The sequence below is a fragment of the Chryseobacterium sp. SORGH_AS_0447 genome (assembly GCF_030818695.1).
Taxonomy (GTDB): Bacteria; Bacteroidota; Bacteroidia; order Flavobacteriales; family Weeksellaceae; genus Chryseobacterium.
The window spans coordinates 3,970,795-3,984,105 of record NZ_JAUTAR010000001.1; the positions used below are offsets into that span (position 1 = coordinate 3,970,795).

Annotated in this window: 10 protein-coding genes; 8 read left to right on the forward strand and 2 right to left on the reverse strand. The window is 38.9% G+C overall.

The window, feature by feature from the left end; genetic code table 11:
- Window positions 1–80 precede the first annotated feature (80 nt).
- From QE422_RS17995 to recG, 6 genes are all read left to right on the forward strand, one after another.
- Window positions 81–1,736: a peptide MFS transporter gene (locus QE422_RS17995; RefSeq protein ID WP_307461466.1), complete on the forward strand. Its 1,656-nt coding sequence runs from the start codon at window positions 81–83 to the stop codon at window positions 1,734–1,736.
- A gap of 133 nt (window positions 1,737–1,869) precedes the next feature.
- Entirely contained in the window at window positions 1,870–3,624 is a 1,755-nt protein-coding gene (locus QE422_RS18000) for a peptide MFS transporter (protein ID WP_307461468.1), read from the forward strand.
- Between the two features lie 65 nt (window positions 3,625–3,689).
- Window positions 3,690–4,685 carry a YhcG family protein gene (locus QE422_RS18005; RefSeq protein ID WP_307461469.1) on the forward strand — a complete coding sequence of 332 codons (996 nt, stop codon included), beginning with the start codon at window positions 3,690–3,692 and terminating at the stop codon, window positions 4,683–4,685.
- Between the two features lie 18 nt (window positions 4,686–4,703).
- Window positions 4,704–6,215 carry a peptide MFS transporter gene (locus QE422_RS18010; RefSeq protein ID WP_307461471.1) on the forward strand — a complete coding sequence of 504 codons (1,512 nt, stop codon included), beginning with the start codon at window positions 4,704–4,706 and terminating at the stop codon, window positions 6,213–6,215.
- 39 nt (window positions 6,216–6,254) lie between these two features.
- Window positions 6,255–6,788, forward strand: a complete 534-nt coding sequence (locus tag QE422_RS18015; RefSeq protein ID WP_307461473.1) for a thioredoxin fold domain-containing protein — start codon at window positions 6,255–6,257, stop codon at window positions 6,786–6,788.
- A 73-nt stretch (window positions 6,789–6,861) separates the two neighbouring features.
- A complete protein-coding gene (gene recG, locus QE422_RS18020; protein WP_307461474.1) occupies window positions 6,862–8,946 on the forward strand; it encodes an ATP-dependent DNA helicase RecG in 2,085 nt (694 codons plus the stop codon).
- A gap of 985 nt (window positions 8,947–9,931) precedes the next feature.
- On the opposite strand, the gene QE422_RS18025 is transcribed toward recG, so the two are convergent.
- Together QE422_RS18025 and dapA are read right to left on the reverse strand one after the other, a co-directional pair.
- Window positions 9,932–10,456 carry a GNAT family N-acetyltransferase gene (locus tag QE422_RS18025; RefSeq protein ID WP_307461475.1) on the reverse strand — a complete coding sequence of 175 codons (525 nt, stop codon included), beginning with the start codon at window positions 10,454–10,456 and terminating at the stop codon, window positions 9,932–9,934.
- A gap of 100 nt (window positions 10,457–10,556) precedes the next feature.
- Window positions 10,557–11,429 (reverse strand): 4-hydroxy-tetrahydrodipicolinate synthase, encoded by an 873-nt coding sequence (dapA, locus tag QE422_RS18030; RefSeq protein ID WP_307461478.1) that lies wholly within the window; start codon window positions 11,427–11,429, stop codon window positions 10,557–10,559.
- A 164-nt stretch (window positions 11,430–11,593) separates the two neighbouring features.
- On the opposite strand from dapA, the gene QE422_RS18035 reads away from it, so the two are divergent.
- Window positions 11,594–12,361 (forward strand): 5'-nucleotidase C-terminal domain-containing protein, encoded by a 768-nt coding sequence (locus QE422_RS18035; protein WP_307461480.1) that lies wholly within the window; start codon window positions 11,594–11,596, stop codon window positions 12,359–12,361.
- Complete coding sequence (locus QE422_RS18040) at window positions 12,361–13,311, forward strand: bifunctional UDP-sugar hydrolase/5'-nucleotidase (RefSeq protein ID WP_307461482.1); 951 nt, start codon at window positions 12,361–12,363, stop codon at window positions 13,309–13,311. The genes QE422_RS18035 and QE422_RS18040 overlap by 1 nt, the downstream gene beginning before the upstream one ends.

Below are 13,311 nucleotides of genomic sequence, written 5' to 3' on the forward strand. Positions count from 1 at the left end.
CAAGGATATCGATTCAAAGTTAATAAAATCCGATTATTATTTTTAAAATTCTATATTTGTGAAATTTGAAATTTGAACCTATGAAGACTAAACATCCTAAGGGATTGCCTTTCCTCTTCTTTACGGAAATGTGGGAACGTTTCGGTTACTACCTGATTCTTGGAATTTTTGTACTGTATGTCATCGAACCGGCCGGTATCAAAGGCGGTCTCGGGCTTCCCGATAAAACGGCAGACGATATTTTCGGGACTTACATTGCACTTACCTATCTTACGCCTTTTATCGGTGGTTTTCTCGCTGACCGGGTATTGGGTTATATCAAATCCATCTATATCGGAGGGGTCCTCATGGCTGCCGGATATATCGGGATGGGTGTTTTCAAAGACCTGACGTTATTTTATTCTTCATTAGCATTAATTATTATTGGGAACGGTTTCTTCAAACCAACCATTTCTACCCTCCTCGGAAACCTGTATTCTGAAGAACCTTATAAAGCCAATAAAGATTCCGGATACAATATTTTCTATATGGGGATTAATATCGGGGCTTTTATCTGCAATATTATCGCAGCCTTTATGCGGAATAAATTCGGCTGGGGAGAAGCATTTATTACAGCCGGGGTAGGTATGCTTGTCGGACTGGTAATTTTTACCATCGGCAGAAAGCACTATCTTCATGCTGCCCAGATGAAGCCCGTACAGGAAGGTGATACCAAGCTTTCTGAAATTTTGTTGAAGGTTTTCCTACCTGCTATCATTGCCGGAGCAATCGGCTGGGTGATTCCCGGGAATATTTTCGGAAGTGATAATACGGATGCCTTCATTTTCGCCTGTGTCCCGGTGATCTATTTTTATGGGTCCCTTTATTTTAAAGCAAAACCGGAAGAAAAATCCTCTATCGGAGCTTTATTATCTGTTTTTATGATCAGCATGTTTTTCTGGGCGGTCTTCAAGCAGAATGGTACTGCCTTAACAAGATGGGCCAATTATTATACGGATAGAAGCGTTCCCGCTTCAATGGAAAAACCGCTGGAAGATATTTACATGGTTGAACGAAAAAGTTATGAAGACAAAGAAGTTCCTGTATACAACGATCAATATCAGTCCCAAAAGGATGAAGACGGAAAAACCATTAAGACAACAGGAAAAGATATCTACTTTAAAAATATTTCAGATCTGGATCGCAAATCTCTGGGAGGCACAGGCTCAAATGAAGTTTATCTATACAACACCGAATTATTTCAGTCGATCAATCCGTTTTGGGTAATTGCGCTGACACCCGTAGTGGTTGGTTTCTGGGCCTTTTTAAGAAGGCGTGGAAAAGAACCTCTGACACCTACAAAAATTGTCCTCGGACTTTTTATTTCCGCATTATCCTGTCTGGTTATGGTATTAGCCGTTTGGGCCGGAGACAATGGTGCGGTAAAAGTTTCGCCATGGTGGCTGGTAGCGAGTTATGGAGTGATCACCGTAGGAGAATTATGTCTATCGCCGATGGGGTTATCCTTTGTTTCAAAACTTTCTCCTGCAAGAATTACGGCCCTGATGATGGGTGGTTTCTTCCTGGCCAACTCAGTCGGAAACAAGCTTTCAGGAATTCTGGCCAGTACCTGGTACAATTACGATAATAAAATAAATTATTTCCTGGTCAATTTCGCATTGCTAATATTTGCTACTCTTTTAGGACTTTCCATGCTGAAAAGACTGAATAGAATCATGAAAGAAAAAGGACATTAATTATACTCCTTAAATAAGAAAATCAAGCTGCAGAAATATCCTGCAGCTTTTTTATTAATTATAAAATTAAAACCTTGCTGAAAACACAAAAAAAACTATATTTGTCAGTCTTAACAAAAATTAACAATAGAAAATGGATAATATTGATGCATTAAGTCCGAAACAGGATGAATTTGTAGAGAATAAAGGTTCCAGACATCCAAAAGGATTATGGGTTCTTTTCGGAACCGAAATGTGGGAGCGTTTCAATTTTTATGGGATGAGAGCCCTTCTGACGCTCTTCATGGTAAATTCCTTATTGATTAAAGAAGCAGATGCAGCAATCATCTATGGCGGATTTTTAGCTTTGTGTTATCTTACGCCGCTTTTGGGTGGATTTATTGCTGATAAATACATTGGTAACAGAAATGCCATCTTAATCGGCGGATCTTTAATGGCCATCGGTCAGTTTCTGCTTTTCATCAGTGCTTCAACATTTTCCGGAAGCATAGACAGTGCAAAAACATTTATGTGGCTGGCTTTATTCATTATCATTTTCGGTAACGGATTCTTTAAGCCGAACATCTCTTCGATGGTGGGAAGCCTTTATCCAAAGCAGGAAAAATCAAAGCTGGATTCGGCATTTACCATTTTCTATATGGGGATCAACATTGGGGCATTCCTGGGTCAGTTTATCTGTCCGTATGTAGGGGATGTAAAAGATGCTGCTACAGGCGTAAGAGACATCTTCGCTTTCAAATGGGGATTCCTGGCAGCTTCAATTGCTATGGTGATCGGTACCATCACGTTCTTTATCCTTAAAAATAAATATGTAGTAACTCCGGAAGGAAGACCGATCGGAGGATTACCAAAACATAATACAAGTGCTGATTTTGAAGAAGGTGAAACCCAGACCGCTAAGTTCTCAGGAACGGCATTGGGAATTACCGGAGGATTATTTGTAATCTTATTCTTTGCTTTCAGATATCTTCTTGTGGGAGAATTCGGATTTAAGGCCGTGGAAATGGGACAACTGATCAAAGGAATTATTTATCCTTTCATTTATGCAGCCGGTATTTCATTGGCATTCCTGATCATGAGCTCTGCCGAAAATAAAGTGGAAAGACAGAGAATCTGGGTAATCTATATCGTATCGTTCTTTATTATTTTCTTCTGGGCTGCTTTCGAGCAGGCAGGTTCTTCATTAACTTTTATTGCCGATAACCAGACCGACAGGAATATCCTGGGATGGAATATGCCGCCTTCAATGGTTCAGATCTTCAACGGTATTTTCGTAGTGGTATTGGCCGTTCCTTTCAGTTTGATCTGGGATAAACTGAGAGCAAAAGGAAAAGAACCGGTATCCCCTATGAAGCAGGCAATGGGTCTTGCCCTGATTGCTTTAAGCTACTTCATTATTGCTCATAACGTAAAAGATCTTGGAAATTCAGGATTATTGGCCATCAAATGGTTAATGCTGTTATATTTCATCCAAACCTGTGGTGAGCTTTGTCTTTCTCCGATCGGGTTATCTTTAGTAGGTAAACTGGCTCCGAAAAGATTCGCTTCATTGCTTTACGGGGTATTCTTCATCTCCAATGCTGCCGGATACGCTTTGGCAGGTTCATTGGGAGCACTGATTCCTGCTACGGGAGATAAGTTTTCCAAAGCACAGGAAATCGGGGTAAATCTTCAGGACGTTCTGGATAAAAAAGTAACTCTGAACCCTGAACAGGTTGCCGCCTTTGAAAAGGCACAGCTACCATTGGAAAATCCGACTTTTGCAGGATTCGAAATCCATAACCTGTTTGAATTCTTTATGGTATTCGTGGTGCTTTGTGGGATTGCAGCGGTTATTCTGGCTTTAATTTCACCGATTTTAAAGAAAATGATGCACGGTGTAAACTAATCTGCATTAAAATAAAATATATTGTAAACCTCTGCTAAGTCAGAGGTTTTTTTTATTTTCGTAGGATGGAAATTTCTGAGGACGTTTTATTCCAGTCGATAAAGGAGATGGTGATCCAGTCGCGCGAGAAAGTATTCCGCATGGCCAATTCTACCCTGCTTTTTACCTACTGGCAAATCGGGAAACTGATTGTTGAAGAGGAGCAGAAAGGAAAAGAGCGCGCTGCATATGGAAAATACACCTTAAAAAATCTTTCCAAAAAACTGACGCTGGAATTCGGGAAAGGGTTTGACTATACCAATCTTTCCAATATGCGTAAGTTTTTTATTGCATTTCCAATTGTTGACGCATTGCGTCAACAATTGAGTTGGACACACTATCGATTATTAATAAAGCTTAGTGATTCAGAAAAAATCGACTACTATATCAACGAATCCATTCAGAACAACTGGAATTCCAGAGATTTAAAGCGCCAGATCAATTCTTTGGCTTATGAAAGGGTAATCGAACCACAAAAGAGTCCTGCAGAAACAATTCAGAATGTATTGAAAGACCCTTATATTTTTGAATTCCTCGGACTGAAACCGGATGAGAAGATTTCCGAAAAAGACCTTGAAACCGCCATCATCGATCATATTCAAAAATTTTTACTCGAATTCGGAAAAGGTTTTGCTTTCGTAGCACGGCAACAGCATATCGTTACTGATACTTCCGATTTTTATATCGATCTTGTCTTTTACAATTACATCCTGAAATGTTTCGTCATTATCGATCTTAAAACCGGTGAACTTTCCCATCAGGACATCGGCCAGATTGATATGTACGTAAGAATGTACGATGACCTGAAGCGCGGGGAAGGCGATAATCCTACCATCGGCATTTTGTTATGTTCTGAAAAAGATGAAACTATTGTAAAATATTCCGTGCTGAATGATAAGAATAATCTTTTTGCCAGCAAATACCTTTTATACCTTCCGAAAGAAGAGGAACTGAAACAGCTTATCGATCAGGACCGCATCCGTTTCGAACTGGATCAGGATGACCATCCAACTTTTAATTAAAAATTCCATCATACAACTATGAATTTAACTTTAAACGAAATACAGAATTTTAAAGGAAAATACCCAAGACAGATCTGGAGCCTTTTCTTTTCTGAAATGTGGGAACGTTTCTGTTTCTACGGAATGAGGGGAATGCTGGTCTTCTTTATGATTTCCCAGCTTAATTTTCACGAAAGTGAAGCCAATCTTCAATACGGTGCCACCCAGGCTTTTGTATATGCCTTTACTTTTATCGGAGGCTTATTTGCCGATAAAATTTTAGGATTCAGGAAATCGCTTTTCTGGGGTGGGCTTCTGATGATTGTCGGAAGCTTGATTCTTGCAGCCGATCCTCACAAATTTTTCTTCTTAGGTATTGCGTTTACTGTTGTTGGTACCGGTTTCTTTAAACCCAATATTTCATCGATGGTCGGCCAGCTGTATAAGCCGAATGATTCAAGGGCAGACGCAGGATTCTCACTTTTTTATGCAGGAATTAATCTTGGTGCTTTGTTGGGAGGTTATCTTTGTATAGCTATCGGCAAAGGTGAAATTTTAGCCAAAATCATTCCGGAAGCTTTACGGTGGAATGTTGCTTTTGGACTGGCAGCTATTGTAATGGTAATAAGCCTAATCAATTTTCTTTTTACTCAAAAAATGCTGGGACCCATCGGGCTGCAGCCGGGACATCCTGATAACGAAACCAAATCCGTTCCTATGCCGAAATGGTTTGAATATGGAGTCTATGCCTTATCGCTGATTTTTGTTCCGATAATTATGATCATGGTAGCTAAAACAGAGTATACCGATTATTTCATGTGGACTGTAGGACCCCTGACTTTAATTTATTTGTTTTACGAAATGTCTAAAGTGACACCTTCGGAACGCAAAAAACTTTGGGCCGCCCTGGTTTTCATTCTGTTTTCTATTTTATTCTGGGGAATTTACGAGCAGAGCGGAGGTTCTTTAAGTATTTTCGCTGCTAAAAATTTAAATAAAGATTTATTAGGCCTGGATCCGAACGGTGTCAATAATTCAGGAGGAGCCTTTTTTATTATTTTCCTTGCCCCATTAATCGGGCTGTTATGGATCTGGCTGAATAAAAGAAAAATCGAACCCAATACAATTATCAAGTTCGGACTAGGATTTATATTCCTTGGCTTAGGATATTATATTTTATTTGCTACCAGATTCTTTGCAGATCTCCAGGGCATTACTTCACTGAATTTTTTCACCATTGCATTACTGGTGATTACATTGGGGGAACTTTGCCTTTCTCCTATCGGTTTGTCGATTATGACAAAACTATCCACCAAAAACCTTCAGGGAATGATGATGGGAATGTGGTTCCTGGCTTCCGCCTACGGTCAGTATGTTGCAGGAATCATCGGAGCAGGGCTTGCTACGGCAAAAGAGGGTTCCACCAATTATGATTCACTGATTACGTATACTGATGGTTATAAGCAATTGGGACTATACGCCGTTATTGCCGGTGTTGTATTAATAATGATTTCTCCTTTTGTAAAAAAATTAATGCAGGATGTGAAATAAAACTGACTAAATGCTTACTTTTACTTAAAATACCAAATCATGAAGAAGGTGATAAGCATACTCTGCCTGTTTTTGATGACGTTCAGCTTTGCGCAGGTAAAGTGGATGACGATTGAAGAGGCCCTGAAAGCACAAAAAGAAAATCCTAAAAAGATACTGATCGATTTTTACGCAGATTGGTGCGGCCCATGCAAGATCATGGATAAAAAAACGTACGGTCATCAGGTGATTGCCGATATTTTAAATGAAAATTACTATCCGGTAAAATTTAATGCAGAAGAAAAGAAAACCGTTGAGATCTTCGGCAGAAAGTTTTCCAATGAAAATAAGGAACATAAAAAAGGAAGAAATTCACTGCACGGATTTACCCAGTATATGAATGTCGCCGCTGTTCCGAGCACGGTATTCCTGGATGAAAACGGAGGTCCGATTACGATCTTACAGGGCGAGTTGTCCGCAAAGGAACTGGAACCCTACCTTGAATTTATTTCCAAAGACCTCTTCAAAAAAATACGTTCCCGGGAGCAGTGGGAAGATTACCAGAAGAAATTTAAATCAAAAATAAAAGATTAATCTTACAAAGACTTTCAGACCCGAAAGTCTTTTTTAATTTCTAATTTTTCCCGAAATTCGTGGCTCTCTAAAAATGACGTTAGAAACTTCCATAGAATACGTAAAAGGAATTGGTCCCGAAAAAGCCAAGCTCATCAAAAGTGTGCTGGGAATTTCTACGGTGGAAGATCTCCTGAATTTTTTCCCTATCCGTTATCTCGATAAAAGCAAGGTGCATAAAATTGCCCAGCTGGGAGAGCTTTCAACAGATGTTCAGCTGAAAGGGCGAATTACCAACATTCAGGAAATACAGACCGGAAAGACCAAACGACTTTCAGCCAAATTTAATGACGATACCGGTTCTATGGATCTCGTCTGGTTCCAGTATTCGAAATGGCTGAAAGAGCAGCTTCCGGTAAATAAAGAAGTCTATATTTTCGGGAAGATCAATGTTTTCAACCACCAGTTTTCCATGCCGCACCCGGAAATTGAGATTGAGGAAAAAAAAGATACGGAAAAACGGCTGCGACCAATCTATCCGAGTTCGGAAAAGTTAACCAAGCGAGGACTGAATCAAAGGTTTTTTCAGGTGGTTATTAAAAATATCTGTAAGGAAATCCCAAATCTTATTTATGAGAACTTTCCGGATTACCTGATGAAAGCTTTTAAGTTTTTATCGAAACAGCATACCTATCTCAACATCCATTTCCCAAAAGATATGGAACATTTCGAAATGGCTAATTACCGTTTGAAATTTGAGGAATCTTTCTTTTTCCAGCTAGGATTCGGTTTGAAGAAACTACATCATAAAACCCATACCGCCGGGAATCCTTTTCCGGTAATCGGAGATTATTTCAATGATTTTTACGAAAACCATCTGCCGTTTGAATTGACGGGAGCCCAGAAAAGAGTACTGAAAGAAATCCGCATGGATATGAAGCGTCCGATCCAGATGAACAGATTGCTGCAGGGAGACGTAGGTTCGGGAAAAACGATGGTAGCCCTCCTTACGATGCTGATTGCCAAAGATAACGGTTTCCAAAGCTGCATCATGGCGCCGACTGAAATTCTGGCCCAGCAGCACTATAATGGAATAAAAGAACTTCTGGAAAATACGGAAGTTAGCGTCAGGCTTTTAACAGGGTCCAGCAAAAAATCCGAACGCAATGTTATTCATGAAGAGCTGGAAAACGGCGAGCTTTCGATCCTTGTGGGAACTCATGCGATTCTGGAAGATAAGGTTAAATTTAAAAATCTGGGACTTGCTATTATCGATGAGCAGCACCGTTTCGGCGTAGCACAGCGGGCAAAACTCTGGGCTAAAAATAAAATTCCGCCGCATATCCTCGTGATGACTGCCACTCCTATTCCACGGACTTTGGCCATGAGCTTTTACTCAGACCTTGATGTTTCCGTGATTGATGAGCTTCCTATCGGACGAAAACCGATCATTACCGCTCACAGAAGAGAAAAAGACCGGGCATATGTCTACAATTTCTGCCGGGAAGAGATTCAGAAAGGGCGGCAAGTATATTTTGTGTACCCTCTGATCGAAGAATCAGAAACATTGGATTACAGAAACCTGATGGAAGGAATGGAAAATATCATGGATAATTTTTCGAAATACAATGTAACGATGCTTCACGGGAAAATGAAACCTGATGAAAAAGATGCGGCAATGACGTACTTCGCTTCCGGCAATGCCCAGATCATGGTGGCGACTACCGTGATTGAAGTGGGAGTTAATGTCCCGAATGCTTCGGTAATGGTGATTGAAAGCTCGGAGAGATTCGGACTTTCACAGCTTCACCAGCTGCGTGGACGTGTGGGGCGTGGTGCGGAGCAAAGCTATTGTATTCTGATGACTTCGGATAAATTATCTAAAGACAGCAGAACCCGCATCAAAACTATGGTGGAAAGTACCGATGGCTTTAAAATCTCTGAAGTGGACATGCAGCTTCGGGGTCCCGGAGACATCCTGGGAACGCAGCAAAGCGGTATTGTCGATTTTAAAAAGCTGGATCTGGTAAACGATTCGGCCATTATCAGGACGACGAAGAATACCGTAGAAAAAATTCTGGAAGCCGACCCTTTACTTACCAAACCGGACAATCAAATCATTAAAAATTATTACCTGAGGAATTATAAAGGTAAAAACAAATGGAGTAAAATCTCATAAAAAAACCGCACAAAGACATAATCTTTATGCGGTCCCCCTTATAAAACTGTTATTTGAAGAAATTACTTTACTTCGATGATAATTACTTTAATATTTTGTGATTTGGTTTGAAAATATTTATTTTAATGTGATTGGTTTACGATTTCATAAATAAAAAAACAAAATGAATTATCTTCCAACTTGTTATTATAAAAACTAACTGATATTTCGCCGAAAGGTTAATGAAACGAATAACGCCTTCCGACTCCATTTAAGTTTTCATGATTGTACCGTTTTGTTTAAAGATCTCCTGCGCTTTCTAATTGGAAATTCTATAATTCATTTTGTTCAAATTAACATTGTGATTTATATAAGCAGTTTCGCGAACGAAACCAATTTCTTACTATACACTCTGAAGCAAAAATTCTAAAATATTCTGCTGCTTTCCGGTAATAATTATCACCATTATGTGAATATTATAGTACAAAGATAGTATAATAATTTTAACTTCAAAATAATTAATCGATTTTTTTCACTCTTGCATGATAAATTTATTTTTGTTCAGTTCTGGTACATGATATTTCCGATTAACCATCATGATCTCCACAAAATTTTTCCTATATCTATATAATGATCAGCATGTTGCAAAACGGTAAAGATATTTTGAAAGATCGCCTTTTTTTTATTTTTTAATACTCCGAGGCTTGCTAACGAATGGGTAGGAATCTATTTCACAAATATTTTCATCCTATACCTTTTACCTTCAATATTTAAGATAAATAGTATAATCCCGTTTAGTAATAAACTAGAGGTAACTGACCACAGAGCAAAAAAACTCCTGCATTATTGATAAATACAGGAATTTAAACACTAAGGATGAAAAAAATATACTGATAAAAAGCTAAAAAGCTTAGCACCAAGCATATGAATGTATTGTTTTACGTGATTTGGTTCTGAAGCAAATATACAAATTTATAAATCACTTTTAATAGAATTATAAAAAATTTTATAAAAATTTTTTATCTGTTTGATTTTCAATAGGTAATTGCATTAGATAATCGTCCATTACAAAACCGTTGCCGATATCGAAAACCCCTTTGTCATATACGCTGAAGCCTTGGGATTCGTAGAAATTCCTCGCCGGATTATATTTGTTAACGTTCAGAATAATTCTTTCATCACCATATTCGGCCACTTTCTCCTTCAAAAATTCAAGACCATACTTCCCTATGCCCTTTCCTTTGCTTTCCGGAACCAGATAAATCCTGTGGAGTTTTGTCGTCCTTTCCTCATAGTCGTTTTCATATCCGATAAAGCCTGCAAATACACCATCACTTTCATCCTTAATTAAATAATAATGATACCGAGGATTCTGCAGCTGTTCTGCAATTTCTGATGCAGAATACATCGTGGAAAGCATATATTCCATCTGTTCACCGGACAGAATTTCTGCATATGCATTTTCCCATGATCTTCTGGCGAGATCCTGAATAGCCGGAATATCTTTTTCTGTCGCTTTTACCATTTCCATAATTCCAATGATTTTAAATTCAAAAATAAAGGTGAAAAGCATTCAACCTTTCACCTTTTTATCATACAATTTTTAGTCTGGTACCAAACTGAAATTTCTTTTAAATGTTTGCCATTTCGGCTTTTATTTTAGCATAAAGGTTTTCAGAAGCAGGAACCAACGGCAATCGCAAATAATTTTTAACGATCCCTTTTTCCGTTAGAACCGCTTTAATTCCACATGGGTTTCCTTCTGCAAAAATAAGTCTCGTAATGTCTACCAGCTTATTGTGGATTTCGTATGCTTCATTTACCTTACCGTCAAAAGCCAGCTGAACCATCGTCGAAAACTCTTTCGGATAAGCCTGGGCAATTACTGAAATTACTCCGTTTCCTCCGGCCAGTGTTACCGGAAGTGTATATTCGTCATCTCCGGATACCAGATTAAAGCCTTCCGGTTTCTTTCTTAAAATATCAAAATACTGAAGAATATTCGGTGCCGCTTCTTTAATCAGGAACAAATTCGGGAATTCGTTTGCCAGGCGTAAAGTGGTTTCCGCTTCAATATTCTGCCCTGTTCTCGAAGGAACATTATAGATGATAATATTCTTGCCTGTGGAAGCCAATGCTTTATAATGCTGATACAGGCCTTCCTGATTGGGTTTGTTGTAGTATGGAGATACAGAAAGTACAGCTTCAAACGCCGATAAGTCTGTTTCTTCGATCTGTTTCTTTACTTCAAGAGTATTGTTTCCGCCAATTCCCAACACCAGGGGAACGCGTTTACTATTAACTTTAATGATATGCTCAATTACCTGCTTCTTCTCTTCAGCAGAAAGCGTTGCCGCCTCCGCTGTAGTTCCCAGCACTACTAAATAATTGGTTCCGTTTTCGATGTTATAATCCACTAATCTGGTGAGACTGTCGAAATCTACGGATAAATCTTCATTAAAGGGTGTTACCAGCGCAACACCTACTCCTTTTAAAATGCTCATCTGTTAGAATTAATTTTCGCCAAATTTAATAATTTACGGTAAGAATTTCTAATAATTACTAATGTTTTATTATACATATAATTATATTTGCATATACTAAAAGACAGAATGAAACCGCCCCGGAAAAATCTGCGGCGGACATCTGTAACGATAATCTGCTGTATATGAAAAATAAATTCTTGTTATTAGGAATTGCCCTGGCTGCACTATCCGGCTGTAAGACGGCTTCATCAGCCTCTTCCATGCATCTTGGAAAAGTGGAGATCCGGAAGAATATTTCTATTAATAATGAGCTAAAGAATGATGAGGAGTTTGTAAAAACAATTGCCCCCTATAAACAGAAGCTGGACAAGGAAATGAACCAGAAGATCTCCCATACCAATGTGGATCTTACAAAACAGGGCGACAATAGTAACCTAGGTAATCTTTTAGCAGATTATACCTTCGACGGGGCTGATGAATGGGCAAAAAAAAATCTGCAGAAAAATGTAGATGCAGCGCTGATCAATATCGGCGGGATCCGTACAACCATCGGTAAAGGCGATATTCTACTGAAAAGCGTATTTGAAGTAATGCCTTTTGAAAATGAAGTGATTATCGTAAAAATGAAAGGCACCGATCTTCAGGGGCTTTTCGATTATTATGCAGAACATCAGGTAAATAATCCGGTTTCTCATTTATATATTGAAACCAACAACGGACAGCTTACCAAAACGCTGGTTAATGGAAAAGCAGTATATCCTGATCAGGAATATTACATTGCCACATCTGATTACCTGGCTTTAGGCGGGGATAATATGAAATTTTTCTCCAAAGGACAGATGATCCCGACGGGAATTAAATTAAGGGATCTTTTTATCGATTATTTCAGAAAAAGTCCTGAGGTGGTTCCCAATACAGATGTTCGTTTAAATTTTATCGGTAAGAAATAATGGATAGAAAAAGTTTTTTAAAAGCAATAGGTGGCGGAACTCTGGCAATGGCTTTGGCTCCGAATATGATGATGGCGGAAGAGCTGAAGATCATCGATCTTAAATCCGCAAATAAACTGACCATTCTTCATACCAATGACCAGCACAGCAGAATAGAACCTTTTGATGAAAGCTATACCAAAAATCCCAACCAGGGAGGTTTTGCCAGAAGGGCCAGCCTGATCCAGCAGATCAGAAGCCAGGAGCCGAATCTTCTGCTTTTGGATTCCGGGGATATTTTTCAGGGAACGCCTTATTTCAACTTTTTCGGAGGAGAACTGGAATTTAAGCTGATGTCCATGATGAAGTACGACGCTTCCACCATGGGAAATCATGATTTTGACAACGGCCTGAACGGATTCTTAAAAGTACTTCCGAACGCTCAATTCCCTTTTATCTGTTCCAACTACGATTTTAAAAACACCGTATTGGATGGTAAAACTTCACTTTATAAGATCTTCAATAAAAACGGAATCAAGGTAGGAATTTTTGGAGTAGGAATTCAACTGGAGGGGCTCGTAGGGAAAAAGCAGTATGGAGAAACCGTATATTCGGATCCGGTAGAGGTAGCACAACATTATTCCGATTTCCTTAAAAACGAACAGAAATGTGATCTTGTGATCTGCCTTTCACACATCGGCTACGATTACAAAGACGAACCCAATAAAATAAGCGATAAGATTCTGGCTTCCAAAACGGAAAATATAGATCTTATTCTTGGCGGCCATACCCATACTTTTTTACCGGAACCCCAGACGTTTACCAACAGAGCAGGTAAAAATGTTCTGGTAAACCAGGTAGGATGGGCAGGGCTTCTACTGGGCAGGATCGATTTCTTTTTTGATTCAGATAAAAACATAAACCATATTTCCTGGAACAACCAGGTCATTGACAGCAGCATAATAGCATAA

Excerpts from the sequence above, each read along its gene's own strand:
- QE422_RS18005 (WP_307461469.1), top strand. The coding sequence starts at position 3,690 with ATGGAAATTTCTGAGGACGTTTTATTCCAGTCGATAAAGGAGATGGTG.
- QE422_RS18015 (WP_307461473.1), top strand. The coding sequence starts at position 6,255 with ATGAAGAAGGTGATAAGCATACTCTGCCTGTTTTTGATGACGTTCAGC.
- QE422_RS18035 (WP_307461480.1), top strand. The coding sequence starts at position 11,594 with ATGAAAAATAAATTCTTGTTATTAGGAATTGCCCTGGCTGCACTATCC.
- QE422_RS18025 (WP_307461475.1), bottom strand. The coding sequence starts at position 10,456 with ATGGAAATGGTAAAAGCGACAGAAAAAGATATTCCGGCTATTCAGGAT.
- QE422_RS17995 (WP_307461466.1), top strand. The coding sequence starts at position 81 with ATGAAGACTAAACATCCTAAGGGATTGCCTTTCCTCTTCTTTACGGAA.
- QE422_RS18000 (WP_307461468.1), top strand. The coding sequence starts at position 1,870 with ATGGATAATATTGATGCATTAAGTCCGAAACAGGATGAATTTGTAGAG.
- QE422_RS18010 (WP_307461471.1), top strand. The coding sequence starts at position 4,704 with ATGAATTTAACTTTAAACGAAATACAGAATTTTAAAGGAAAATACCCA.
- recG (WP_307461474.1), top strand. The coding sequence starts at position 6,862 with ATGACGTTAGAAACTTCCATAGAATACGTAAAAGGAATTGGTCCCGAA.
- QE422_RS18040 (WP_307461482.1), top strand. The coding sequence starts at position 12,361 with ATGGATAGAAAAAGTTTTTTAAAAGCAATAGGTGGCGGAACTCTGGCA.
- dapA (WP_307461478.1), bottom strand. The coding sequence starts at position 11,429 with ATGAGCATTTTAAAAGGAGTAGGTGTTGCGCTGGTAACACCCTTTAAT.